Source organism: Rhodococcus sp. IEGM 1307 (assembly GCF_030056915.1).
GTDB classification, from domain to species: Bacteria; Actinomycetota; Actinomycetes; order Mycobacteriales; family Mycobacteriaceae; genus Rhodococcus_F; species Rhodococcus_F opacus_D.
In genome coordinates, this window is record NZ_JASHKW010000001.1 from 588,374 (window position 1) to 615,221 (window position 26,848).

Annotated in this window: 1 protein-coding gene; it reads left to right on the forward strand. The window is 70.8% G+C overall.

Annotated elements, in window-relative coordinates:
* The first annotated feature begins 93 nt into the window (after window positions 1-93).
* Window positions 94-26,793 carry a non-ribosomal peptide synthase/polyketide synthase gene (locus tag QM841_RS02735; RefSeq protein WP_283330820.1) on the forward strand — a complete coding sequence of 8,900 codons (26,700 nt, stop codon included), beginning with the start codon at window positions 94-96 and terminating at the stop codon, window positions 26,791-26,793.
* Window positions 26,794-26,848 lie beyond the last annotated feature (55 nt).

Genomic DNA, 26,848 nt, shown 5'->3' on the forward strand with positions numbered 1-26,848 from the left:
TGGACCCGCAGTGCCCTGGACCCGGCGCGCCTCGCGGGCGGATACTCGAAAGAGTGCGTCCGTCCTGGTTGGGCGGGGCGAGGTCGAGTTCGAGTGTGCCCAGGACAAGGTGAAGGACCCGTTCCGGGGGCGGGAGAAACGCGCCGCCCCGCGGACCTCCGTGTTCCGGACGGCGGCGAACCGATTCCGCTCTCGGCGGCCCAGCGGGCCACGTGGTTCGCGCAGCAACTCGAACCGCTGGTCCCGATCTCCATCGCCCAGTACGTCGAGTTCCACGGTGTCCTCGACATCGACCTGCTCCGGCAGGAGACGGTGGAAGCGGCCCGCGAATTCGAATCGCCCTTCCTCAAGGTGTACGACGTCGACGGGCGGCCGCTGCAGTACGTGGACCATCGGACGGACACGTCGATCGCGTACGTCGACTTCCGCGCGGACGAGGACCCGGTGGCGGCGGCGCACGCATGGATGGAACGTGACTACGTCACGCCGCTCGATCTGAGCGCCGACCGGCTGGTCGAGACGTCGATCCTGCAGACCGGTGACACACACTTCCTGTGGTACAGCAGGATTCACCACGTTGCTCTCGACGGCTACGGGGCCATGACGATGCTGCGCCGCATCGCACACCGGTACTCCGCGAAAGTCGCGGGCCGCGAACCGGATCCGAACCGGGCGGTGAGCCTGCGGCAGTTGTACGACATCGACAGCCGGTACCGCGCCTCCGAGCGGTTCGTGACCGATCGGGAGTACTGGGCGGGGCGGGTCGCCGGGCTCGAGGGCAGCACGCTGGCGCGGACGGCGGGGCAGGTGTCGGCCACCAGCACGGTGGAGAGCGCTGTCCTCTCGGACGACGTCGTGGCCGTTCTCGATTCCCGCGACAGCCTGTCGGCGGCGACCATCATCGCGGCCGCGGCGTGCTACCTGTCGCGACGTACCGGCAGAACCGATGTGCTGGTGACCATTCCGGTGTCGGCCCGCACCACGGCGGTGCTGCGCAATTCCGGGGGCATGCTCGTCAACGTGGCACCGATGCCCGTCAGTGTCCGGGCCGACGACACCGTCGCGGAACTGATCGAGAAGGTGCAGCGTGAGCTGGTCGCCGCACTGCGACACCAGCGGTGCAGCCTCGACGACATCCGCCGCGACGCCGGCGACACCGCGACGACGGCACTGTACGGGCCGATGGTGAACGTCATGTTGTTCCGCCAGGAGGTCGCGCTGGGTTCGCTCCTCGGCGATTTCCACATCGTCACGTCGGGTCCGGTCGAGGACCTGCTGATCAACGTGTATCAGAGCGGCACTCCCACCCGGATCTTCGTGGACTTCCGTGCGAACCCCAGCCGCTACGAGGACGCGGAACTGCGGGAACACCATCGTCAGTTCGTCGAACTGCTCGAGGAACTGGCCACCGCAGACCCGGCGTCCCGGGTGGGCAGCATCCACGAGACCAGTTCCCGCACCGGCGAACGACTTCTGCGCGAGGCGGCGGAAATCGACTACTGGCGCCGGCAGCTGGACGGGTTGCCCGACCTCCTGCCGTTGCCCACCGATCATCGGCGGCCCGCGAGGTTGTCGCAGACGAGCGATCGGGTCACCGTGGTGGTGCCGAGGGAGTTGCACCGCCGCGTGGCCGCACTGGCCGACGCCGCAGGCACCACCGGCCGCACGGTGTTCCTGACGGCCCTGTCGATCCTGCTGGGGCGGGTGACGGGTAGCAGCGACATCGCCGTCGGAACGGTTGTGGACGTGGGCGATCGCACGGACGTCGTGGTGGTGCGGTCGCGGTACGCGAGCGAGGAGTCGTGCCGCGACTATCTGTCGCACGTCCGGGACGTCGCCACCGACGCGGTGGCGCACACCGGTGTTCCGTTCGACCGGCTGGTCCGGGAGCTCGACGTGTCGGTGTCGGACGCGTACGCACCGATCTTCCAGGTGCTGCTCGACACCCGCGCGCCCGGCTCCCCGGGTTCTGCCGTCTCCGGCCTCGACCTGTGCGTGACCGTGACCGAAGCGGCCGACGAGTCGGGCGATCCGGCGGGTGTCGCCGTCGAATTCGGTTTCGCCGCCGACCTGTTCGACGCCCACACGATTCGGGTGGCCGCCGAGCGGTACCTCCGCATCCTCGACGCGATGGCGGCCGATCCGGTGGTTCCGGTCGGTGACATCGAGATCCTCTCCGCAGACGAACGTTCCGCGCTGGCACCGGTACGAGGACGACCGGGCCGGTCCGAGCGCACCCTGCCCGACCTCTTCGCGGACGCCGCCGCACTGGATCCGGCGGCGACGGCCCTGTCGCGGCAGGGCGAGGAGTTGTCGTACCGCGAGCTGGACCGGTGGTCGACGCAGGTCGCGCGCATGCTGATCGACCGCGGGGTGGGGCCGGAATCGTTCGTCGCGCTGGCACTGCCGCGTTCGTTCCGGTCGGTGGCGTCCGTGTGGGCCGTCGCCAAGGCCGGGGCGGCATTCGTTCCGGTGGACCCGAACTACCCGCCCGACCGAATCGACTACATGCTCGCCGATTCCGGTGCGGTGCTGGGCCTGACGGAGGAGTCGCTCCGGGGACGCCTCCACGATTCGATTCCCTGGTGCGTGCTCGACGACGCGGACTTCCAGGCCGACTGCGCCGCCCGCTCCGACCGTCCGCTGACCGACTCCGACCGCATCCGGCCCCTGCACCTCGACAATTCCGCGTACCTGATCTACACGTCCGGCTCGACGGGGCAGCCGAAGGGCGTCACTGTCACGCACCGCGGGCTCGACAACTTCGCGGCCGACCAGCAGGAACGTTTCGGCGCCACGAGATCGTCACGGACACTGCACTTTTCGACGCCGAGTTTCGACGCGTCCGTCTTCGAGTACCTGCAGGCGTTCGGGGTGGGTGCCACGATGGTGGTCGTGCCGCCGTCCGCGTACGGCGGCCCGGAACTGGCCGACCTACTGCGGTCGGAACGTGTCACGCACGGCTTCGTCACCACGGCTGCGCTGGGCACGATCCCGCCGGATTCGCTGGGCGACTTCCTCGACGTGGTCGTGGGCGGTGAGGTCTGCCCGCCCGAACTGGTGGCCCGGTGGGCGCCGGACCGCAGGCTGCACAACGCGTACGGTCCCACCGAAACGACCGTCATGGCGAACATCAGCGCACCGATGACCCCGGGTGACCCCATCACACTCGGCGGTCCGATCAGAGGTACCGAGGAAGTGGTACTCGACGCCCGGCTCCATCCGGTACCCGTCTGGGTACCCGGTGAGCTGTACATCGCCGGTGCCGGTGTGGCCCGGGGGTATCACCGCCGTCCCGGTCTCACCGCGGCGCGGTTCGTCGCCGACCCGTACGGCCGGGGCCGGATGTACCGCACCGGTGACGTGGTGCGGTGGCGGCCCGACCACACCCTCGAATACCTGCGCCGCAGCGACTTCCAGGTGAAGGTGCGGGGCTTCCGCATCGAGCTCGGCGAGATCGACGCGATGCTGCAGACGCATCCGGACGTGCGACTGGCCGTCACCATCGGCAGGCCGGGACCGACCGGGGACACCGTCCTGGTCTCGTACGTCGTCCCGGCTCCGGGCAGGCCGATCGAGACGACGGAACTGCTGCGGCAGGTGCGGAACCGGTTGCCGGCGTACATGGTTCCCACGGTCGTCGTGGTGCTCGACGAGATCCCGCTGACCCCGGTCGGGAAGCTGGACCGCGCGGCGCTGCCGGAACCGCGGTTCCTGTCCGCGGCCGCGGAGTTCAAGGCGCCAACCGACCCGGTCGAGGAGTCGATCGCCGAGGTCTTCACCGAGGTCCTCGGCGTCGAACGGATCAGTGTCGACGACAGCTTCTTCGACCTCGGCGGCAATTCTCTCGTGGCGACGCGGGTGATCGCGCGCGTCAACGCGGCGCTCGGATCGGACGTGGGTGTGCGGGCGTTGTTCGAGGCGCCCACCGCCGAACTGCTGGCCGCGTACGTTCGGCGTGCGGGGACCGAACTCGTGGACCGACCGCCCCTGGTCGTCGGGGAGCGGCCCGACCGGATCCCGTTGTCGCTGGCGCAGCAACGGATGTGGTTCATCAACCAGTTCGACACGTCGTCGGTGGCGTACAACATCCCGATGGCCGTGCGCCTCACCGGACCTCTGGACGCGGACACGCTGCGGGAAGCGGTCGGCGACGTGATCGAGCGGCACGAGTCGCTGCGCACCGTGTATCCCGCGTCAACGGACGGGCCCTACCAGGTGGTGGTCGACACCGCGGACGTCGTCCCGGACCTCACCCCGCACGTCGACGGCGACGAGTCGCTGTACGAGAGGATCGCGACCCTCCTCGCGGGCGGATTCGACGTGAGCGCGAAGGTCCCGCTGCGGGCGGCGCTGTTGTGGACCGGCCCCGACGAACACGTGCTGGTGATCGTGGTGCATCACATCGCCGCCGACGGGGCGTCGCTCGCGCCGCTGGCCCGCGACCTGATGGTCGCGTACTCCTCGCGCCGGTCCGGGACGCCGCCGAGCTGGGAGCCGCTGCCCGTGCAGTACGCCGACTTCAGCGTGTGGCAGCGTCGCCTTCTCGGCAGTGCCGAGGACGCGGACAGCCTCATGTCCCGGCAACTGCAGTACTGGCGCGGTGTGCTCGCAGAACTGCCGGAGGTCAGCGCCCTGCCGCTCGACCGGAACAGGCCGCCCGCCCGCTCACTCGAGGGAGCGACCGCGGCGTTCGCGATCGACGCGGGCCTGCACCGGCAACTGCTCCTCCTCGCGCGCGAGCACCACGCAACCCTGTTCATGGTGATGCACGCGGCGCTGGCCGTACTGCTGTCGAGGATGTCCGGGGCGGGTGACGTCGCCATCGGCACCCCGATCGCGGGTCGCGGTGAGGCGGCGCTGGACGACCTGGTCGGGATGTTCGTCAACACGCTGGTGCTGCGGACTCCGGTGGAGCCGGGTGAGGTGTTCACCGACGTGCTGGCCCGGGCCCGCGACACGGATCTGGGCGCGTTCGGGCACACGGACGTTCCCTTCGAGAGCGTCGTCGACGAGCTGGCACCAGGCCGGTCGACGTCCCACTCGCCGCTGTTCCAGGTACTGCTCGAATTCCAGAACACCGTGCGCGCCCACCTCGAACTGCCGGGCCTGACAGTCGAGGCGGTCGACGTCGACCCGGGGGTCGCCAAATTCGACCTCCAGCTGTCGCTCGCCGAACATCACGACGAGAAGGGCACCGCCGCCGGAATGTCCGCTGCCTTCCTCTATGCGACGGATGTGTTCGACCGGACATCGGTGGAGGGGTTCGGGGAACGCTTCGTCCGGGTGCTGCGGGCGGTGGTCGACGACCCGGCGGCGGTGGTGGGGGACATCCCGGTTCTCGGTGCGGTCGAGCGCGACCTGGTGCTGGACCGATGGAACCACGAGGGCGTCACCGCCGACGCGCAGACCGTGGTCGAGTTGTTCGCGCGGGTGGCCGCGTCGACCCCGGACGCCACCGCGGTCGTGTGCGGTGACGCGACGCTGACCTACGGCGAACTGGACGAGCAGGCGAACCGGTTGGCCCGGTTGCTGATCGCCGAGGGGGTGGGAACCGAGTCGCTGGTCGCGGTGATGGTGGATCGCACACCTGCCCTCGTGGTGACGTTGCTGGCGGTGCTCGCCGCCGGTGGCGGGTACGTGCCGGTCGACACCAGCTATCCCGCCGAGCGGGTGGCAGCGATGTTCGAGGACGCGCGACCCGTCTGCGCCGTGGTGAGCGCCGAATTCGCGTCGCTGGCACCGGCCGGAATCCCGGTGGTGGCGATCGACGATCCGGCGACGGCCGGTGCGGTGGCCGAACTGTCCGGGCTGCCGGTCACCGACTCGGACCGGTTGCGGCCGCTGCGGGCCGACGCCGTCGCGTACGTCATCTTCACGTCGGGGTCCACCGGGCGACCCAAAGGCGTCCAGGTGTCGCACCGGTGCGTCGTCACGCTGCTCGCCAACACCCGGGAACTGTTCGGATTCGACTCGTCCGACGTGTGGACGCTGTTCCACTCGTACGCTTTCGACTTCTCCGTCTGGGAACTGTGGGGTGCGCTCGTCCACGGTGGCCGGCTGGTGCTGGTCGACTACTTCACCGCACGATCGCCGGACACGTTCCTCGAACTGCTGCGCCGGGAACGGGTGACGGTGCTGAACCAGACCCCGACGGCGTTCTACCAGCTGACGGAGGCCGATCGCGCGGCGGACGCCGTCGAGGACACCGATCAGGCGCCATTGTCGTTGCGGCACGTGATCTTCGGCGGCGAAGCCCTCGACGTCGGGCAACTGGAGCGGTGGTACACCCGGCACGACGACCGGGCCCCCGTGCTGGTGAACATGTACGGCATCACCGAGACCACGGTGCACGTCAGCTTCCTCGCCCTCGACCGCGCGCTGGCGGCGTCCGTGCCGGGCTCGGTGATCGGCGGCGGACTCCCCGGTCTGCGGGTCTACGTCCTCGACGGCCGGCTGCATCCGGTACCGCCCGGGGTGGTGGGCGAACTGTACGTGTCCGGCGACCAGGTGACCCGCGGCTACATCGGCAGGCAGGGTTTGACCTCGACGCGTTTCGTCGCCGACCCGTTCGACCACCACCGGGCGGGGGCGCGCATGTACCGCTCGGGCGACGTCGTGAAGTGGGGTGCGGGCGGGCGGCTCGAGTACGTGGGGCGCAGCGACTTCCAGGTGCAGCTGCGCGGATTCCGGGTGGAACTCGGCGAAGTGGAGGCGGCGCTGGCCGCGTGTGCCGGGGTCGCGCAGTCGGTGGTCGTGGTGCGCGGCGACGACCGGGACGGTGACCGGCTGGTGGGTTACGTGGTCCCGGAGACGGGTGCGGATGTCGACGCGGCGGCGGTTCTCGACGCGGTCGGGGCGAGCGTTCCGTCGTACATGGTGCCGGCCGCGGTCGTGGTGATCGACGCCCTGCCCCTGACGGTCAACGGCAAACTCGACCGGAAAGCCTTGCCCGAAGCGAACTTCGGCACATCGACGGTGGGTTTCGTCGCCCCGCGCAATCCGGTGGAGGAGATCGTCGCCGCCGTGTTCGCCGATCTGCTCGGCAGCGTCCGGGTGGGGGCGAACGACAACTTCTTCGCACTCGGCGGGAACTCGCTGACCGCGACCCGGCTCGTCGCCCGCGTCAACGCTGCGGTCGGCGACCGTCTGGGGGTGCGGGACGTGTTCGACGCCCCGACCGTCGCCGGATTGGCCGCCCGCGCCGAGGCCGGGGACTCCCGCCCGGAATCCCGGCCGCCGCCGGCCCCGCGGGATCCGTCGCGGGAGGTCCCCGTCTCGCTCGCACAGCAGCGGATGTGGTTCATCAACCAGTTCGACACGGCCAGTGCGGCGTACAACGTCGCGATCGCGCTCCGCCTCGCCGGCACCCTCGACGCGCAGGCGCTGGAGGCGGCCGTCGCCGACGTCGTCGAGCGCCACGAGTCCCTTCGCACCGTCTTCCCCCTCACCGACAGCGGTCCGCGGCAGGTGATCCTCCCGGCGGAGAAGGTGGCGCCCGCACTCACACCGCACGCCGTCGCGTCGGCGGACCTCGACGCGGAACTCCACCGCCTGCTCTCCGCGGGGTTCGACGTGACGACGGAGGCACCGGTGCGGGCCCGGCTGTTCGGGGTGAACGACCACGAGCACGTGCTGGCCGTGGTCGTGCATCACATCGCTGCGGACGGCTTCTCGATGGTTCCGCTCGCCCGCGACGTCCTGTCGGCGTACACCGCCCGGTGCCGCGGCGCCGCGCCCGACTGGACCCCGCTTCCCGTGCAGTACGCCGACTACTCACTGTGGCACCGAGACTGGCTCGGCGACGAAGACGCAGACGGTTCGCCTCTCGCCCGCCAGCTCGACTACTGGACCGCGACCCTGGCCGACCTGCCGGATGTGCTGGAACTGCCGACGGACCGGCCCCGCCCGGCCGCCCGCACCCTGGGCGCGGGCCGCGTCGAATTCGACATCGACCCGGACCTCCACCGGAGCGTCGTGCAACTCGCACGCAGGCACGGATCGACCGTGTTCATGGCCCTGCACTCCGCGCTGACGGTCCTGCTGTCGCGGCTGAGTGCGTCGGACGACATCGCCGTGGGCACCCCCATCGCGGGCCGCGGCGAGGCCGAGCTCGACGACCTGGTCGGGATGTTCGTGAACACCCTCGTGCTCCGTACCCCCGTCGACGGCGCTCGCACGTTCGCCGAGCTGCTCGCGCAGGTCCGCGAGGCCGATCTCGGGGCGTTCACGCATGCGGACGTCCCGTTCGAACGTGTCGTGGAGAGCCTGCGGCCCTCCCGTTCGACGGCGTACTCACCGCTGTTCCAGGTGATGCTCGAATTCCAGAACACCGAGCGCCCCGAGTTGGAACTGCCGGGCCTCCATGTCGAACCCCTCGACCTCGCGTTCGACACGATCAATTTCGACCTCCAGCTGACGCTGCGGGAGAACCTCGACGCCGACGGTCATCCCGCGGGGATCAGTGCGGCGCTGGGGTACGCCACCGACATCTTCGACGACCACACGGTGGCCGGGTTCGCCGAGCGCCTGGTCCGGATCCTGAGCGCCGTCACCGAATCGCCGAACGCCCCGGTCGGCGACGTCGACGTCCTCGGCGCCGGCGAGCGGGCCGCACTGACGTCCGCGAGCGGAGGCCCCGGCGTTGCCGCTCGGACGCTGCCGCAGTTGCTGACGGCCGCCACGGCCACGGACCCGGCCGCCGTGGCGCTGGTCTTCGAAGGACGTCAGGTGTCCTACCGGGACCTCGACGAATGGTCGAACAGGCTCGCCCGGCTCCTGATCGAGCGGGGCGTCGGCCCGGAACAGGTGGTGGCTCTGGCACTGCCGCGGTCGATCGAATCCGTGCTGGCCGTCTGGTCGGTGGCCAAGACCGGGGCCGCGTTCCTGCCGGTCGACCCGAACCATCCGGCCGAGCGCATCGAGTACATGCTCGGCGACTCGGGCGCCGTCGCCGGTCTCACGACAGCCGCGGTGCAGTCAGCCCTTCCCACGTCGATTCCGTGGCTGGTGCCGGGCGACCCCGGGACCGAGGCCGAGCTGGCGCTGCTCCCGGCGGCGGCGGTGACCGACACCGACCGCACGTCGGCGTTGCACGTGGACCACCCCGCGTACGTGATCTACACGTCGGGATCGACGGGCAGGCCGAAAGGTGTGGTGACCACGCACCGCGGTCTGGCGAATTTCGCTGCGACGGAGCAGAGCACGTTCGGCACGTCCGCGGCCTCCCGGACCCTGCACTTCGCGTCGCCGAGCTTCGACGCCTCCGTGCTGGAGCTGATGCTGGCGGTTGGGCCGGGCGCGACGATGGTCATCGCGTCCCCGTCCGTCTACGGCGGCGACGAGCTGGCGGAACTGCTGCTGCGCGAGCGGGTCACGCACTGCTTCGTCACCCCGGCGGCGCTCGCCTCGGTCGATCCCGCAGGTCTGGAGAGCGTGCAGTGCGTGGTGACCGGCGGCGAAACGTGCCCGCCGGAACTGGTGGCCCGCTGGGCACCGGGCCGGGCCATGTTCGACGCGTACGGTCCGACCGAGTCGACGGTCGTGTCGAGCATCAGCACCCCGCTGGTGCCGGGCGAACCGGTCACGATCGGCGCGCCGACGCTCGGGTTCACCGAGGCGGTCCTCGATCAGCGGCTGCATCCCGTACCGGCGGGGGTCGCGGGGGAGCTGTACCTCGCGGGCCCGGCGCTCGCGCGCGGCTATCACGGCCGATACCCGCTCACCGCGGAACGCTTCGTGGCGAACCCCTTCGGGCCGCCGGGCAGCCGGATGTACCGGACCGGCGACCTCGTGCGCTGGACGACGGACGGGCAACTCGACTACCTCGGGCGCACCGACTTCCAGGTGAAGATCCGCGGATTCCGGATCGAGCTGGGCGAGGTCGAGTCGGCGCTGCTCGCGCACGGCGACGTGGCGGCGGCGATCGCCGACGTGCGCCGCGACGAACGCTCGGGCGACCGGCTGATCGGATACGTGGTCCCCGAACCCGGAGTGGACATCGATCCGGGCGAAGTGCTGCAGTTCGCGGGCACGCGCCTCGCGTCGTACATGGTGCCCGCCGTTGTCGTGGTGATCGCGGCGCTCCCGGTGACGGTCCACGGCAAGCTCGACCGGAAGACGCTGCCGGAACTGGACTTCGGTGTCGCCGTCACCGACAGTCGTCCGCCCCGCACCGAGACGGAGGCGCTGCTCGCCGGCCTGTTCCGGGACGTGCTGGGACTCGAGTCGGTGGGTGTGGACGATTCGTTCTTCGCGCTGGGCGGCGACAGCATCATGTCGATCCAGCTGGTGGCCCGCGCGAAGGCAGCGGGTCTGGTCCTCTCCCCGCGGGACGTGTTCGAGCGCAGGACCGTCGCCGGTCTCGCCGAGGTGGCCCACTACGAGCGCGCGGATGCCGTGGTGCTGGAGGAACTGCCCGGCGGTGGCGTCGGCCCGGTTCCGCTCACACCCGTCGTCGCGTGGATGCTGGGACGAAGCGGCGGCCGGCTGGACCGGTTCTCCCAGGCCGTGCTGGTCACCGCGCCGCCCCGGCTCACCCGTAGCGATCTCGCCGCCGCCGTCGACGCCGTGCTGGACCGTCACGACATGCTCCGCGCGCGGCTCGCCGTCGACGAGTCGGGGCAGTGGGCCATGACGGTGCTGCCGACCGGATCGGTGCCCGCCGATGCGCTGATCCATCACGTGCCCGTGACGTCGTTCGACGCCGGCGACTTCGATGCGGTGGCGAGAGCGGAACTGAACGCGGCGGCGGACCGCCTGGACCCGGCCTCGGCCAGCATGGTGCAGGTGCTCTGGTTCGACGGTCCCGGCGGGCAGGGGCGGTTGCTGCTGGTCGCGCATCATCTCGTGGTCGACGGCGTGTCGTGGCGGATCCTGATCGCGGATCTGGCGGCGGCCCACACTCGCGCCGCCGAGGGTCTGCCTGCCGCGCTGCCTGCCGTGGGGACGTCGATGCGGCGGTGGTCGCACGGACTCACCGATGCCGCGTCGGCCCGTCGCACCGAAGCGGGGCGGTGGCAGTCGATCCTGGACGGCCCCGACCCGCTCCTCGGCTTCCGGCCGCTGGATTCGGCCGTCGACGTCGATGCCACGACGGGCCGCGTCACCGTCGACGTGCCCGCACCCGTCACCGAGGCTCTCCTCACCACACTGCCGGCCGCGTTCCACGGCACCGTCGGCGACGGCCTCCTCACCGCGCTCACACTGGCAATGATTCGGTGGCGGCGGCACCGCGGGGTCGAGATGGCCGACGTACTGATCAACCTCGAGGGTCACGGCCGCGAAGACCACGTCGTGCCCGGCGCCGACCTGTCCCGCACCGTCGGGTGGTTCACCACACTGTTCCCGGCGCGACTCGACCTCACCGGCATCGGCATCGACGCCGCCCTCGCCGGCGACGACGCGGCCGGGTCCGCGATCAAGGCGATCAAGGAACAACTCCTCGCCATCCCCGATCACGGCATCGGGTACGGGATCCTGCGATACCTGGATCCGGTCGGCTCGGAGGCACTGCGCCGATTCCGGCCACCGCAGATGAGTTTCAACTACCTCGGCCGGGTGGCGACGAGCGGGGGCGACGTGCCCTGGCTACCCGTCGCGGGCAGCGGGGACCTCGGCGGAACCCAGAACTACGACATGCCCGCCGCCTGGGTCGTGGACGTCAACGCTGCCACCACCGTCCGGGACGGCGCACCGGTACTCACGGCGACGTGGTCGTACCCCACCGGTGTGCTGGCCGCCGAGGACGTGGAAGAGCTGTCCGCACTGTGGGTTCGGGGACTCACCGCCCTGGCCGAGCACGCGAGCCGCCCGGGCGCAGGGGGGCTGACGCCGTCCGATCTCGATCTGGTGTCCGTCGGGCAGGCAGACATCGACCGGTTCGAGAGCACCTACCCGGACCTCGCCGACGTCTGGCCGCTGTCACCGCTGCAGGCCGGTCTGCTGTTCCACGCGCAGCTGTCCGAGCATCGCCTCGACGCGTATCAGGTGCAGCTGGTCTTCGACCTGCGCGGCACCGTCGACTCCGCCAGGCTCCGCCGCGCCGCACAGGGCCTGCTCGACCGGCACGCGAACCTCAGGGTGGCGTTCGCGGAGACCGGTGGCGGACCGGTCCAGGTGGTACTCGCCGGGGCGACCGCGCCGTGGACCGACGTCGACCTGTCGGATCTCGACGACACCCGGATCGCCGCGGAGGTGGAGGCGCTCGTCGCGGCCGACCGCGCCGTCCCGTTCGAGATGTCCGAGGCGCCGCTGCTCCGATTCACGTTGCTGCGCACCGCACCCGACCGGTACCGGCTGGTCGTGACCCATCACCACATCCTTCTCGACGGATGGTCGACGCCCCTGGTGATCAAGGACCTGCTGATCCTCTACGCCACGGACGGCGACACGACGGCCCTTCCCCGCGTCACGTCCTACCGCGACTACCTGCAGTGGATCGGCACGCAGGACCACGAACGCTCCACGGCCGCCTGGGTATCCGCCCTCGCCAGCTCGGACGAGCCGACATTCGTGGCCCCCGCGGCGCGCGGCGAGCAGAGCTTCGCCGAACCCGAGGACGTGCGCCTCGACGTGGGCGAGGAGAAGACCCGGGCGCTCGAGGCGCTCGCGCGGGAACACGGACTGACGATGAACACCCTCGTCCAGGTGGCGTGGGGACTGGTGCTGACCACACTCGGCACGCGCGAGGACGTGGTTTTCGGAGCCACGGTGTCCGGCCGCCCACCGGGAGTCGCCGGCATCGAGTCGATGGTCGGGCTGTTCATCAACACGGTGCCCGTCCGGCTGCGCCTGCGCCGCGAGGAGACGCTCGCGGAACTGCTGCAGCGTTTCCAGCGTGAACAGTCTGCCCTGCTCGATCACCACTACGTGGGCCTCACGGAGATTCAGCGCGCCGTCGGGGAAGGTGCTGCCTTCGACACGCTGACCGTGTTCGAGTCCTATCCGGTGGACCGCATGGGATTGTCGGAAGACACCGACATCGACGGCATGCACGTCGCCGGGATCGAGGGGATCGACTCCACCCACTATCCGTTCACCCTGATGGCGCACGTCGACACCGGACTGCACCTGCGACTGCGATACCAGCCGAACGTCTTCCGGAGCGAGTTCGCGGAGTCGGTGGCGGCCCGCGTCGCGCGCGTCGTGCAGATCATGCTGGCGGACATCGACACACCCATCGCCCACCTCACCCTGCTGTCGGAGGCCGAACTCCAGGAGTACACGGCGGTGTCCGGGGCCCCCGCCGGGCCGCCGAAGACCCTGCCCGAGATCCTCACCGCCTCGGCCGGGAACCGGCCGGAGGCCCCCGCGCTCGTCTTCGACGGACGCGAGACGAGCTACCGCGAGCTCGACGAGCGGTCGAGCGCGCTGGCCCGCGTCCTCGTCGAACGCGGTGCCGGGCCGGAGACGTTCGTGGCGCTCGGGCTACCCCGATCACGGGAATCGGTGCTGGCGGTGTGGGCGGTCGCGAAGGCGGGCGCGGCGTTCGTGCCCGTCGACCCGAACTATCCCGCCGATCGCATCGAACATATGCTGGCCGATTCCGGTGCGGCACTGGGTGTGACGACGTCCGCTCACCGACACCGATTGCCCGGTTCCGTGCCGTGGCTGGTGCTGGACGAACCTGCCTTCGACCGCACGTGGGCCGCCGCATCGCCGGTCCGCGTCACCGACCTGGACCGCCGGTCGGTGCTCGACGTCGACCACGCCGCGTACGCGATCTACACGTCCGGGTCCACCGGCAGGCCGAAGGGCGTCGTCGTCACCCACCGCGGTCTGGCGAACCTGCTCACCGAGCAGACCGAGCACTACACCGTCTCACCCGACTCCCGGTGCCTGCACATCTGTTCACCCAGTTTCGACGTGGCGATACTCGAACTCGTCCAGTCCTGTGCCGCCGGGGCGACGCTCGTGATCGCTCCCCCCGACGTCTACGGCGGGGCGGAACTGGCGGCGCTGCTGCGCCGCGAACGCGTCACCCACGCCTGCATCACCCCGGCCGTCCTGGCCACCGTGGAGCGCGACGGCATCGAGCACCTCGAGGCGCTCGTCGTGGCCGGCGACGCCGTCGGCGACGAACTGGTCGCCGCGTGGGGTGCGGATCGGGCGATGTTCAACGGGTACGGCCCCACCGAGGCCACCATCCTCACCACGTTCAGCCAGCCGATGAGACCGGGCGAGCCGGTCACCATCGGGGGGCCTGTCCGTGGCATCGCGCTGTCGGTCCTCGATGCGCGGCTGCAGCCCGTTCCGGCCGGGGTGCCCGGCGAGTTGTACATCGCGGGACCGGCGCTGGCCCGCGGGTACCACCGGCGGCCCGCGCTCACCGCGGAGCGGTTCGTCGCCGACCCCTACGGCGGCGGCCGGATGTACCGCACGGGCGACGTCGTGCGCTGGTCCCGCGACCACACCCTCGAATACCTCGGGCGCAGCGACTTCCAGGTGAAGATCCGCGGTCAGCGCGTCGAACTGGGCGAGATCGATTCCGTTCTCACCACCCACCCGCACCTCGACTTCGCCGCGACCCTCGGCAGGCCGGGACCGCTGGGGGACACGGCGCTGGTGTCGTACGTGCTGCCGCACGACGGCGAGGAGGTGGCGGCGCCGGACGTGCTCGCGTTCGCGGGCCGGATCCTGCCCAAGTACATGGTGCCCGCCGCGGTGGTCGTCCTCGACGAGATTCCCCTGACCCCCGTCGGCAAGCTCGACCGGAAGGCTCTGCCCGCACCGGAATTCACGTCGGCGACCATCGGGTACCGGGCGCCCACCACTCCGGTCGAGGAGGCTGTCGCGCAGGTGTTCGCCGACGTGCTCGGCGCCCTGCGCGTCGGTGCGGACGACAGCTTCTTCGAATTGGGCGGCGACTCGCTCAGCGCCACCCGGGCGGTCGCGCGCATCAACTCCGCCCTCGACGCCGGGATCGGCGTGGCCGCACTGTTCGACGCGCCGGTCGTCGCCGATCTGGCGGTCCGGATCGACTCGGCGGTGACGGCGGCCACCCCGTCGGTGGCGCTCGCCGCACGACAGCGCCCCGACCGGATCCCGTTGTCGCTGGCGCAGCAACGCATGTGGTTCGTCAACCAGTTCGACACGTCGTCGCCCGCCTACAACATTCCGATCGCCCTGCGACTGACCGGGGTCCTCGATCACGCCGCCCTGCTCGCGGCGGTCGGCGACGTCGTCGCGCGGCACGAATCGCTCCGCACCGTGTTTCCCGGGTCGGTCGACGGACCGCACCAGGTGATCGTCGATGCCGGGCGGGCCACCCCCCGCCTCGATCCGGTGGCCGCCGCCGGTGACCGCGCACTGCGGGACGCCCTCGCAGCCCTGGTCGGCGCCGGTTTCGACGTGAGCGACGAGATCCCGTTCCGCGCACGGCTGTTCGAGCTGGAACCCGAGCAGCACGTCCTCGCCATCGTCGTGCACCACATCGCCGCCGACGGGTTCTCCATGATGCCGCTGGCCCGCGACGTCATGCTCGCGTACACCGCCCGGACCGTGGGGGAGACGCCTGGCTGGACCCCGCTGCCGGTGCAGTACGCCGACTACAGCGTGTGGCAGCGGGACTTCCTCGGTGCGGTGGACGATCCGGACTCGGTGCTGTCGAGGCAACTGGGCTACTGGACGGACACCCTGTCCGGTTCGCCCGAGGTGCTGCAGATCCCGGTAGACCGGCCGCGCCCCGTCCAGCGGTCCTACCGCGGGGACGTCGTCGAGTTCGACGTGCCTGCCCGGCTGCACCGTGCGTTGAACACGATCGCAGCACAACATAATTCGACACTGTTCATGGCGGTTCACGCGGCATTCGCCGTCCTGCTGTCCCGGCTGTCGGGCACGGACGACGTCACGATGGGAACGCCCGTCGCCGGTCGCGGGCAGGCGGTGCTCGACGACGTGGTGGGCATGTTCGTGAACACGCTCGTCCTGCGGACGGTGGTGGATCCGCGGGCGTCGTTCGGTCAGGTACTGACCGCGGTGCGGGCGGCGGACCTCGGTGCGTTCGAGCACGCGGACATCCCGTTCGAGCGGCTGGTCGACCATCTCGCCCCCGAACGATCCACGTCGCACACCCCACTGTTCCAGGTGCTGATCGAGTTCCGGAACGCGGAGGGCACCCACCTCGAACTGCCCGGACTCACCGTCGATTCGCTCGGCGTGGACTTGGGCGTCGCGAAGTTCGACCTGGAACTGAGTCTCGCCGAGCAGATCGACAGTGACGGCGCGCCCGCCGGACTCAGTGCCGGACTGCGGTTCGCGACGGACGTGCTCGATCGCGACACCGTGGTCCGATTCGGGGAACGGTTCCTCCGGGTGCTCGAGTCGGTCGCCGCGGCCACGGAGCTTCCCGTGGGCGATATCGAGATCCTGGACAGCGCGGAGCGGGACCGGGTGCTGCCGGCGTTCGCCGAGTCCCCGGCCCCGGACGCGACCCTGGTAGACCTCTTCGAGCGGGCCGCGCAGCGATCCCGCCGCGCGACGGCCGTCGTGTGCGAAGGCGTCTCGCTCACCTACGACGAGCTGGACACCCGGGCGAATCGCCTGGCGCGTTTGCTGATCGCGCGGGGCGCCGGCCCCGAGACCCTGGTGGCCGTCGCCGCCGCGCGGTCGGTGGACCTGGTGGTGGCGCTGCTCGCGGTGGTGAAGTCGGGTGCCGGCTATGTGCCCGTGGATGTGACGTACCCGGCGGAGCGGCTCGCGTTCGTGTTCGCCGACGCCCGGCCGGTGTGTGTGCTGACCACCGAGGCCGAATCCGACGCGGTCCGGGCGAGCGGGGTCCCACTCCTGCTCGTGGACAGTGCGGAGACGGTGGCCGAACTCGGCCGTACGTCGCCGCTGCCGGTCACCGACGGCGACCGGACCGGGCCGCCGCGCCCGGACTCGGTGGCGTACGTCATCTACACGTCCGGCTCGACGGGGCAGCCGAAAGGCGTTCAGGTGGCGCACCGCAACGTCGTCACCCTGTTCGCGAACACGCAACCGCTGTTCCGGTTCGATGCCTCCGACGTGTGGACCATGTTCCACTCGGCGGCGTTCGACTTCTCCGTCTGGGAACTGTGGGGTGCGCTGCTCCACGGCGGCCGGCTGGTGGTGGTCGACTACTTCACGACCCGCTCACCCGACATGTTCCTGCGACTGCTGCGGGACGAGAACGTCACCGTCCTGAATCAGACCCCCACCGCCTTCTACCAACTCGCCGAGGCGGACCGGGTCGCCGGCGCCACCGAACTGTCCCTCCGCGTCGTGGTATTCGGCGGCGAGGCCCTCGACCTGGGGCAGCTCACCCGCTGGTACGCGCGACACGACGACACCGCCCCGGCGCTGGTGAACATGTACGGCATCACGGAAACCACCGTGCACGTCAGTCACCTGCCGCTGGACGTGGAACTCGCCGCGTCCGCGTCGGCCTCCGTGATCGGCCGGGCACTGCCCGGACTGCGCGTGTACGTGCTCGACTCCCGACTGCACCCGGTGCCGCCGGGAGTGGTCGGGGAACTCTACGTGTCGGGCGCGCAGGTGACCCGGGGCTATCTCGGCCGGTTCGCGCTCACGTCGACCCGGTTCGTGGCCGACCCGCACACACCCGGTTCGCGGATGTACCGGTCCGGCGACCTCGGCCGGTGGAACGCGGACGGTCAGCTGGAATATCTGGGCCGAAACGACTTCCAGGTTCAGGTCAAGGGCTTCCGCATCGAGCTCGGCGAGGTGGAGTCGGCGCTGCTCGCCTGCGACGGTGTGGCGCAGTCGGTGGTGCTGGCGCGGCGCGAACGACTGGTGGGCTACGTGGTGCCCGAGGCGGGCCGGGTGCTGGATCCGGCCGCAATCGTCGACGCGGTCGCCGGCCGGCTGGCGGCGCACATGGTGCCCGCGGTCGTGGTGGTGCTCGACGTCCTGCCCCTCACCGTGAACGGCAAACTCGACCGCAGGGCGCTGCCCGAACCGGACTTCGGACGGCAGGTGTCGCTCGGCCGCGCACCGGCGACGGAAACGGAGCGGATCCTCGCCGCTCTGTTCGCCGAGGTGCTCGGCCTCGAATCGGTGGGCGTCGACGATTCGTTCTTCGCGGTCGGCGGCGACTCCATCATGTCGATTCAGCTCGTCACCCGGGCGAAGGCGTCCGGGGTGGTGATCACCCCGCGGGACGTGTTCGAACGCAAGACGGTTGCCGCGCTCGCGGAGGTCGCGACCGCGGGAGAGCAGGCGGTCACGCTGGAGGAGCTGCCCGGCGGCGGCGTCGGCGAATTCCCCCTCACCCCGATCGTGCACTGGATGCTGGGCAGGGACGGCGATTTCCGCCGGTACTCCCAGGCTGCGCTGTTCACCACCCCCGCCGCACTGGACGAGGACACGCTGACGGCGGCGATGCAGGCCGTCCTGGACCGGCACGACATGCTGCGCGCCCGGCTGTACCGGAGTGACCGGGCCGAGCGCGGTGCGGCGATGGCGGTCGCGCCGCCCGGCTGGGTGCGGGCGACCGCGGTGGTGCGCACGGTGCCGCTCGACGCCGCCGACTCGTTCACCGAGGCCGCGTCCCGCGAACTGGACGCCGCCGCGGGCCGGCTCGACCCGGAGTCGGGTGTGATGGTGCAGGCGGTGTGGTTCGCGAGCAGCGCGACACCGGCCGCCGCGGGACGGCTGCTGATCGTCGCCCATCACGTGGTGGTCGACGGGGTGTCGTGGCGGATCCTCGTCCCCGACCTCGCCCTCGCCTGCGCTCAGGTGCTGTCGGGTGAGCCGCCCACCCTGCCCGGCACCGGCACGTCGATGCGCCGGTGGGCGCACGCCCTCACCGATGTGGCGCAGGAGCCTTCTCGCACAGCCGAACTCGACCTGTGGCGGCGGATGCTCGACACCCCCGACCCACCGCTCGGGTCGCGGCCCCTCACCGCAGCCGACGTCCAGACCTCCGACGTCGAGGTCCGGGTTCCCGTCGAGGTGACGGAGGCGCTGCTGACGACGCTTCCCCAGGCCTTCCACGGGAGTGTCGGCGACGGACTGCTGACGGCGCTGGCGTTGGCGCTCGTCCGCTGGCGCCGGGCGCGCGGGATCGAGTCGTCCGGCGCGCTGGTGAATCTCGAAGGGCACGGTCGTGAGGAGCAGGTGGTTCCGGGCGCCGATCTCGCCCGCACCGTCGGCTGGTTCACCACGATCTTCCCGGTGGGCCTCGACCTGAGTGGTGTGGACATCGACGACGCGTTCGCGGCCGGCCCCGCCGCCGGGGCCGCGGTCAAGACGGTGAAGGAGCGGTTGCAGTCGATCCCCGACCACGGCATCGGGTTCGGGCTGCTCCGTTACCTCGACGCCGAGACGGCTCCCGAACTCGCGGCCCTGCCGGGCGCGCAGGTGAGCTTCAACTACCTCGGCAGGCTCGGTTCGGGTTCCGCGCCGGACGGCGACTGGACGCCGGTCGCCGACGCGGGCCTCGCCGCCGCCGCGCACTCCGGGCTGCCCGCGGCGGCCGTCGTCGACGTGAACGCCAGGACCACCGACACCGCCGCCGGTCCCGCCCTCACCGCCACGTGGTCGTTCCCCGTCGGGGTGATCGCCGCCGACGACATCGGCGAACTCGCGAGCCTGTGGGTCGGCGCGCTCGAGGCCCTCACCGAGCACGCCCGGTCCGGTGGCGGCGGATTCACCCCGTCCGACCTGAACCTCGTCCGGCTCGGCCAGAGCGCGATCGACGACCTCGAGCGCCGCTACCCGGCGATGACCGATGTCTGGCCGCTGTCGCCGTTGCAGGCGGGCATGCTGTTCCACGCCGAACTGGCCGACGAATCGGTGGACGCCTACCTCGTCCAGCTGATTCTCGACCTCGGCGGCGACGTCGACGCCGCACGACTGCGCCGGGCCGCCGCCGCACTCCTCGACCGTCACCCGAACCTGCGCAGCGCGTTCTGTCACGACGCCGAGGGCGGGGCCGTGCAGGTGGTCTCGGGCCGGGTCGCCGTGCCCTGGCGGGAGATCGACCTGAGCGCACTGGACGAGGACGCGGCGGCCGCCGAGATCGAGCGACTGCTGGCCGCCGACCGGACCACCCCCTTCGACATGGCCACCGCGCCGCTGATCCGGTTCCTGCTGGTGCGAACGGCCGGCGGCCGCTGCCGACTGGTGTCGACGAACCACCACATCCTGCTCGACGGCTGGTCGATGCCGCTGATGATCCGGGAACTGCTCACGCTGTACGCCACGGACGCCGACCCCTCTCCGCTGCCCCGCGTGCGGGACTACCGCGACTACCTGGTGTGGATGAGCGGGCGCGACACCGAGCTGTCCGCGCGGGCCTGGGCGGACGCCCTCGCGGGGGTCGAGGAACCGACGCTGCTGGTGCCCGCCGACCGGGCTCGGCAGCTGTCGACCGTGTCGCGGGAGTGGGTGTTCGACCTCGACGAGGACCGGACCGACCTGCTGCGCGACTCCGCGCGGGCGCGCGGGCTCACCCTCAACAGCATTCTGCAGACGGCATGGGGCATCGTGCTGGCGATGCTCACCGGACGCGACGACGTCGTGTTCGGCGCCACCGTCTCCGGCCGGCCGCCGGAACTCTCCGGCATCGAGACGATGGTCGGGCTGTTCATCAACACCGTTCCGGTGCGCGTCACGCTGCATCCGGAGGAGACGCTCGGCGCGTTGCTGGAGCGGGTGCAGGCCGAGCAGGCGGCGATGCTCGATCACCACTACACGGGTCTCGCCGAGATCCAGGACGCCGCGGGTCCCGGCGTCGGGTTCGACACCCTCACCGTGTTCGAGTCGTATCCGGTGGACCGGGCCGGGCTGTCGGAAGACACCGACATCGCCGGACTCCGCGTGACCGGTGTGGATGCCCGCGACGCCGCCCACTACCCGCTGAGTCTCGTCGCGTCGGCGGCGGCGAGCCTGCACCTGAAGTTCGAGTACGTGCCCGGCTTGTTCGCCCCCGGCGCGATCGAGGACATCGCCGAGCGGGTGGTGCGGGTGCTCGACGCCTGCACCGGACCCGACGTGCCGCTGGCCCGGCTGTCGCTGCTCACCGAGCGGGAACGCGCGGAACTGGTACCGGTCCGCGGTGGTCCCGCCGGCTCCGTCCGCACGCTCCCGCAGATCTTCACGGACGCCGCCGCGGTCGACCCCGATGCGGTCGCCCTGTCGTCCGGCGACGTCGAGGTGTCGTACCGGGAGCTGGACGAGCGGTCCAACCGGCTCGCGCGTGCTCTGATCGCCCGCGGACTCGGGCCGGAAAAGTCGGTGGCCGTGGGTATTCCACGCTCGATCGAGTCGGTGCTGTGCGTCTGGGCGGTGGCCAGGACCGGGGCCGTGTTCGTGCCCGTCGACCCGAACTATCCGGGCGAGCGCATCACGCACATGCTCACCGACTCGGACTGCGCACTCGGGTTGACGACGTCCGAGCATCGCGCCCGTCTGCCCGAGAACATCGGCTGGCTCGTTCTCGACGACCCCGCGTTCGCCGCCGAGTGCGCGGCCGCATCCGCGGAATCGGTCGACGACGGCGACCGCACGGCACCGGTCACCCTCGACACGGCCGCGTATCTCGTCTACACGTCGGGGTCCACCGGCAGGCCGAAGGGCGTGACCGTGACGCACCGCGGTCTCGACAATTTCGCGCGCGACCAACTCGCCCGCTTCGGAGCGGATTCCGAGTCCCGGACGCTGCACTTCTCGACACCGAGCTTCGACGGATCCGTATTCGAATATCTGCAGGCGTTCGGTGCGGCGGCGACGATGGTGATCGCGCCGACCACCGTCTTCGGCGGCGACGAACTCGCCCAGCTGATCCGGGACCGGCACGTCACACACGCGTTCGTCACCACGGCGGCCCTCGCGTCTCTCGACCCGGCGGGACTGGATCATTTCACCGACGTCGTGGTCGGCGGCGAGGCCTGCCCACCCGAACTCGTGTCCCGGTGGGCACCGGGACGCCGGTTGTACAACGGGTACGGGCCGACCGAGACCACGGTCATGTCCAACATCAGCGATCCGCTGAGACCGGGGGAGCGCATCACCATCGGTGGACCGATTCGCGGAGTCACGGAGTTGGTGCTGGATTCCCGGTTGCGGCCGGTTCCGGTCGGGGTTCCGGGGGAGTTGTACCTCGCCGGTGCGGGATTGGCGCGCGGTTACCACCGGCGCCCCGGGGTGACGGCGGAACGGTTCGTCGCCGATCCCGCCGAGCCCGGGCAACGGATGTACCGCACCGGCGACATCGTGCGCTGGACTGCCGAGCACACCATCGAGTACCTCGGCCGCAGCGACTTCCAGGTGAAGGTGCGCGGGTTCCGCATCGAACTCGGCGAGATCGACACCACTCTCACGGCCGACCCCGACGTCCGGTTCGCGGTCACGGTCGCCTACCGCGGTCCGGCCGGGGACACGCTCCTCGCGTCGTACGTGGTGCCCGCGCCCGAACGTGCCCTCGATACCGAGACGATCACCCGCCGTCTCACGAGCAGACTGCCCGCCCACATGGTTCCGTCCTCGATCACGGTGCTGGACGAGATCCCGCTGAACGCCGTCGGCAAGTTCGACCGCAAAGCCCTGCCCGCACCCGAATTCGACGTCGGCACGCGCGAATACCGGGCACCCGCCGATCCGGTCCAGGAGACGGTGGCCGAGGTCTTCGCGGAGGTCCTCGGACTCGACCGGGTGAGCGCGGACGCGGGATTCTTCGACCTCGGCGGCAACTCACTGAGCGCGACCCGCGCGGTGGCCCGCCTGCGCGCCGCACTCGACACCGACATCGGCGTGCGGGCGTTGTTCGAGGCGCCCACGGTCGAGGCGTTCGCCGCGCGTATCGAGCACGCGGGAGCGGGTCCGTCCGGCCGTCCCGCCCTCACCGCCGGGGACCGGCCCGACCGCATCCCGCTGTCCTACGCCCAGCAACGCATGTGGTTCATCAACCAGTTCGACACGAGTTCGCCCGCCTACAACATCCCGATGGTGGTGCGGCTCATCGGCGACCTCGACGTGGATGCGCTGACCGCCGCCGTCACGGACGTCGTGACCCGGCACGAGTCGTTGCGCACCCGCTTCCCGCTCCGCGACGGCGAACCCGTCCAGGAGATCCTCGCGCCTACCGCGCCGATGCTCGCCCCGACCGCGGTCGCGGACGACGGTCGGCTCCGGGAGGAGCTCACCCGGCTCGTGACGGCCGGCTTCGACGTCGCCCAAGCCGTTCCGCTACGCGTCGCCCTGTTCTCCCTCGACCCGACGGACCACGTGCTCGCCGTCGTGGTCCACCACATCTCCGCCGACGGCTTCTCCATGGCACCGCTGGTGCGGGATGTGATGATCGCGTACGAATCCCGCGTCCACGGTCGCGCTCCCGGATGGACGCCGCTGCCGGTCCAGTACGCCGACTACACACTGTGGCAACGCAGGCTGCTGGGTTCGGAGGACGACCCCGGGTCGCTGATCTCGCGGCAACTGGCCTACTGGGAGTCGGCGCTGGCCGGGCTGCCCGAACTCCTCGAACTGCCCGCCGACCGTCGGCGTCCCGCACAGCAGTCGTTCCGCGGCGAGCGGGTGCGCTTCGCGATCGAGCCCGGCCTGCACGAGCGGATCCGGACGGCGGCGCGGGAGCACCGGTCCACCGAGTTCATGATCGTGCACGCTGCACTCGCTGTGCTGCTCGGCCGGCTCGGCGGCACCGGGGACGTGGCGATCGGCACCCCGATCGCCGGCCGCGGCGAGGCGGCACTCGACGACCTCGTCGGCATGTTCGTCGGCACGCTGGCCCTGCGCACCCCGGTGGAGGCGGGACAGCCGTTCCGTGACCTGCTCGCGCGGGTCCGCGACGCCGATCTCGGCGCCTTCGCGCACGCCGACCTGCCCTTCGAACGGGTGGTGGACGCCGTCGGACCGGTGCGGTCGACCGCCCACTCGCCGCTGTTCCAGGTGTCCCTCGAATTCCAGAACACCGAGAATCCCGCTCTGCGGTTGCCGGGGCTGACCGTCGAGGGGCTCGATCCCGACCTCGCCGTCGTGAAGGTGGACCTCGAGGTGATCCTCGACGAGCGGTTCGCCGCCGACGGCACCCCGGCGGGCATGGTGGGTGCGATCGACTACGCGACCGACCTGTTCGATGCCGACACGGTGCGCGGGTTCGCGGAACGGTTCGTGCGCATCCTCGGCACCGTCACCGCGGAACCCGGTGTTCCGGTCGGCGACATCGAGATCCTCGGCACCGACGAAGTCGCGGCGCTCACCCCGGCGCGCGGCGCACCCGACGCCCCGAATGTCCTGCTGCCGGAACTGCTGTCGGCCGCCGTCGAACGAGACCGGGGCGCCGACGCGGTGTCCTACCGGGGCCGGACGATCAGCTACCGCGAACTCGACGAGGCGTCGAACCGGCTGGCGCGCCGCCTGATCGAGGACGGTGCGGGTCCGGGAACCACTGTCGCTCTGAGCCTGCCGCGCTCGATCGAATCGGTGCTGTCGGTGTGGGCCGTCGCTCGGACGGGCGCCGCGTTCCTGCCGGTCGACCCCGGGTATCCACTCGACCGCATCGAGCACATGCTCACCGATTCCGGGGCGGTGTCCGGGGTGACCCTGCGGGCACACCGAGATCGGCTGCCCGGCACCGTGAACTGGATCGTGCTCGACGACGCCGAAGACGAGGAACGGATCCGGCTGCAGTCGCCTGCCCCCGTCACCGACGCGGACCGGACGGCGCCGCTGCACGAAGCACATCCCGCATATCTCATCTACACGTCCGGATCCACGGGCGTCCCCAAGGGAGTGGCCGTCACACACCGCGGGCTGGCGAACCTCGCCGCGGAGGAGCGCGACCGCCTCGCCGTCACCCCCGGCGCCCGGGTGCTGCACTTCGCGTCGCCGAGTTTCGACGCGTCCGTCTTCGAACTGGTCATGGCATTCTGCGCGGGAGCGACGCTGGTGATCGCCCCGCCGACGATCTACGGCGGCACCGAACTGGCCGCACTGCTGAGCGACGAGCGGGTGTCCCACGGATTCGTCACCCCGACCGCACTGGCATCGATGGACCCCCTCGGCTTCGAGTCGCTGCGGATGCTGGTCGTGGCCGGTGAAGCCTGTCCACCCGAACTCGTCGCCCGGTGGGCGCCCGGCCGCCGGATGTTCAACGCCTACGGGCCGACCGAGACGACGATCATGTCGAACATCAGCGACGCACTGGTGCCCGGCGAGCCGATCACGCTCGGCGCACCCACCCGCGGCGTCTCCGAGGTCGTGCTGGATTCGCGGCTGCGCCCGGTGCCGGTCGGTGTCGTCGGTGAGCTGTACGTGTCGGGACGCGCTCTGGCGTCCGGGTATCACCGTCGGCCCGATCTGACGGCGTCCCGTTTCGTGGCCGCCCCCTGGGGTGCCCCGGGCGAGCGGATGTACCGCACGGGAGACGTGGTGCGGTGGCGCCGGGACGGCACCCTCGAGTACGTCGGGCGCAGCGATTTCCAGGTGAAGATCCGCGGGTTCCGCATCGAACCCGGCGAGATCGACGCCGTACTCACCGATCATCCCGACGTCGGGTTCGCCGTCACCATCGGCCGTGCCGGGCCTGCCGGGGAACCGCTGCTCGTCTCGTATGTCCGGCCGATCGGCGGTGCGAACGTCGACACCGCGGAACTCACCCGTCTCGTCGGGGAGCGTCTGCCGGCCCACATGGTGCCCGCCGCGATCGTCGTCCTCGAACAGATTCCGCTGACGCCGGTGGGCAAGCTGGATCGCGCCGCACTGCCCGCACCCGAGTTCCTGTCGGGCGCCGCCTTCCGGTTGCCGGCGAACGACCTCGAGGCGGCGGTCGTGGACGTCTTCGCCGAGGTGCTCGGGCTCGACCGGGTGGGGGCCGAGGACAACTTCTTCGAGAGAAGCGGCAACTCCCTGCTTGCGACGAAGGTGATCGCCGCCCTGCAGGAGAGGCTCGATCGGAAGATCCCGCTGCAATGGATGTTCCTCGATCCCACCCCGGCCGGCCTCGCCCGCAGGATCGCAGTGCCGTCGGCGGAGAGCGGGGTGACGGAGGCGCTGGGGGTGGTCATTCCGCTGCGCACGGAGGGCACCGGACGACCGCTGTTCTGTGTCCACCCGGGAATCGGGCTCTCCTGGGGGTATGCGGGTCTCGTCCGGTATCTGCCCGCCGACCGCCGCGCGTTCGGGCTGCAGTTGCCCACGATCAGCGGGGACGGCGACTACCAGTCGATCGAACAACTCGCACACCGGTACGTCGAGGAGATGAAGGCCATCCAGCCGGAGGGACCGTACGACCTGCTCGGCTGGTCGCTGGGCGGGGTCATCGCCCACGCGATGGCCGTCGAACTCCAGCGTGCAGGCGACGACGTCGCCACCCTCACGGTCATGGACAGCTATCCCGACAACGGCGAGGATCCGCTGTTCGGGAAGCTCGACATGCGGGATCTGCTCCGCGGCCTGGGGCTCGTCGTCGCCACCGACGGCGACCTCACGTACGAACGCGCGGCGCAACTGCTGAACGAATCGTGGGGCAGTGACTCCGGGCTACGCGGAGAACACCTCGAGCGGATCAACGCCGGATACGAGAATTCGCGAAACCTCGTCCACCGGTTCGAGCCGCAGGTCTACGATGGCGAGCTGCTGATCTTCCCCGCGACCGGCGACGACGACGGCACCACGCGCGCCCGGTCGGCGGAGGAGTGGCGACCGCTGGTGACCGGTCGAATCGTGGAGCACCGGGTGGACTGCGGGCACAACGACATGATCGAGCCGCAGTCCCTCGCCGTCATCGGTCCGGTGCTGTCGGGGTATCTCGAGGCCGGTCGCACCCGGCGCCGCGACGACCGAATCCGCTGAACGGAGCCGTGCCGCTGTGCAACGATGGGGTCTGTGCGCCCTGTGGACGGCGAAC